This window comes from Aminobacter sp. P4_H6_2, assembly GCF_056400805.1.
In genome coordinates this window covers 1-2388 of sequence record NZ_JBFUKO010000749.1, presented here as the reverse complement: position 1 = coordinate 2388, position 2388 = coordinate 1, and the positions used below count along the sequence as shown (strand labels likewise).

The 2388-nt window shown below is 60.6% G+C and carries 1 protein-coding gene and 2 pseudogenes; all 3 read left to right on the top strand.

The window, feature by feature from the left end; translation table 11 throughout:
• Positions 1-2: 2 nt before the first annotated feature.
• Positions 3-777 (top strand): annotated as a pseudogene (locus AC1DUU_RS29605) (IS256 family transposase).
• Positions 778-961: 184 nt separating this feature from the next.
• On the top strand, positions 962-1177 hold the full coding sequence (locus AC1DUU_RS29600) for a transposase (protein ID WP_476786886.1): 216 nt from the start codon (positions 962-964) through the stop codon (positions 1175-1177).
• Positions 1178-1433: 256 nt separating this feature from the next.
• A pseudogene (locus AC1DUU_RS29595) lies at positions 1434-2388 on the top strand (hypothetical protein); the annotation flags it as partial.

Below are 2388 nucleotides of genomic sequence, written 5' to 3'. Positions count from 1 at the left end.
TGATGAACCTGCGCACGCTTGTGGAGAAAATGCCTGACGCCGATCTCCTGCGCGAGATGATCGACTTCGCCGCCGAGCGGCTGATGGAGTTGGAGGTGGGCGCCTCCACTGGCGCCCCGCCTATGGCGAGAAGAGCCCGCTGCGGACGGCCCAGCGCAACGGCTACCGCGGCCGGGACTGGGAGACGCGCCGGTACGGTCGAGCTGCGCATCCCCAAGCTCAGGAAAGGCAGCTACTTCCCGGGCTTCCTGGAGCCCTGGCGCATGGCGGAGAAGGCGCTCACCGCCGTCATCCAGGAAGCCTATGTCCAGGGCATCTCGACGCGCTCGGTCGAGGATCTCGTCAAGGCCATGGGCATGAGCTGCATCTCGAAGAGCCAGCTCTCGCGGCTGTGCGAGGAGATCGACGGCAAGGTGAAGGCCTTCCTTGAACGGCCGATCGAAGACGACTGGCCGTATCTGTGGATCGACGCCACCTATCTGAAGGTGCGCCGCGGCGGGCGCATCGTCTCCGTCGTTGTCATCATCGCCGTCGGCGTCTACACGGACGGCCGGCGCGAGGTTCTGGGCATGGAGATCGGCATGTCGGAAGCCGATCTGGACGGAGTTCCTGCGCAAGCTGACACGCCGCAGCCTGCGCGGCGTCAAGCTCGTCGTCTCCGACGCCCATGAGGGCCTCAAGGCCGCCGTCACCAAGGTTCTGTCGGCGACATGGCAACGCTGCCGCACTTCATGCGCAACGTTCTCGCCCATGCCGGAAAGAGCGGCCGTCGTGTAGTCTCGGCCTTCATCGCCACCGCCTTCGCCCAGGAACCGCAGAGGCGGCGAGCGTGCAATGGCGTGCGGTGTCGRATCAGATCCGACCGAAGGTGCCGAAGCTCGCCACCATCATGGACGAGGCCGGAAACGACGTGCTGGCTTACATGACTTTCCCGTAGGAACACCGGGCCAAGCTCCACTCGATGAATCCGATCGAGCGTCTCAACSGCGAGATCAAGCGGCGCACCGAGGTGGTCGGAATCTTTCCCAACGACGACGCCATCATGTGTCTCGTCGGCGCTCTACTGCTCGAGCAGAACGATGAATGGGCCGTGCAGCGCGCCAGATACATGACGCTGGAAACCATCAGCCATATCAGCGATGATCCTCACATTAGCTTGCCAGCCGTGGCACGCTGATCAGCGCAGCCCTGCCGGAGTGCACGGCGACCAATGCCGTCAGCTACACCACGCTACAGGACAGGATCCTTTCCCGACTACTCCGTCACCTAGTCTAGCGACAATTTGGCGCGAGACCAGCTGAGCCGTAACATCCATGAGGTGAATGAGCCGGCTCTGCCGCCCGGGATGACGCGGGCTCGATCTCGTCGCGATCGCATTGCTTTACGTAAGAAACTGATGTTACCTGCCTTAGCGTAATCAAGAGCGCGACCMGATGAAAAATGGTGAAGATGTAGCCATGCGGCGCGTACAAATGTGCCTGCTTGGAGCATTTGCGCTGATCGGACCTGACGGAAAGTACATTACGCCGAAAGCACAGAAAGCTCAGGCGCTTTTGGCTTTGGTTGCAACCTCCGAGCACGGGGTGCGAAGCCGGGTCTGGCTCTGCGATAAGCTCTGGAGCGACCGCGAGGCCGAACAGGCTTCGTCGAGCCTGCGACAAGCACTGACGCATATACGAAAGTGCCTGGGATCCCATGCTGACGTGATCGAGACGGACAGGACTTCGGTCCGTATTCGACTGGATCTCATTGAACTCGATCTTCTTGCCCTGACCGAGGGACGCTCTTCCCAGATGGAAGGTACCGCACTCCTGCGGGACTCCATCGATGCCGACTTCCTCGAAGGCATCGACGTTCGCGACCCCGAGTTCGAGGACTGGTTGACCACCGAAAGAAACTATTGGTGGCAGGCCCGCCAACACCTGCTTCAGACGAACAAGGCAAAACCTCAAATTGCTGCTTCGGAGAGCCCAAACGAGGCCGGGCACCCGGAACACGCGACGAATTCTCCGCCGCTCGATGGCCGCAAAGAAACGAGCGGAGCAGGTTTCGTTACTGGCAATGGCGTGGAACACGGCGAGACGAACGGTCTGGCCGAGGCCTCGCTCCATTTGATGCCGGAAAACTCGATCGCGGTTCTGCAGCTGGAGAATCTATCCGGCGAACCGCCTCATATCTGCCACGGCGTGACAGGTGACATCATTTCAAACCTGACCCGTTTCCATGACCTCCACGTCATCGCACAGCGATCTTCTTCGGTATTCCACGGGCTGAACCTGTCATCTCGAGAAATTGGGGCCCGGCTTGGGGTTCGCTATCTCGTTGATGGCGGCTATCAACGGATAGCAAACAGGGTTCGCATTCAGTTCCAGCTCATCGACTCTATGT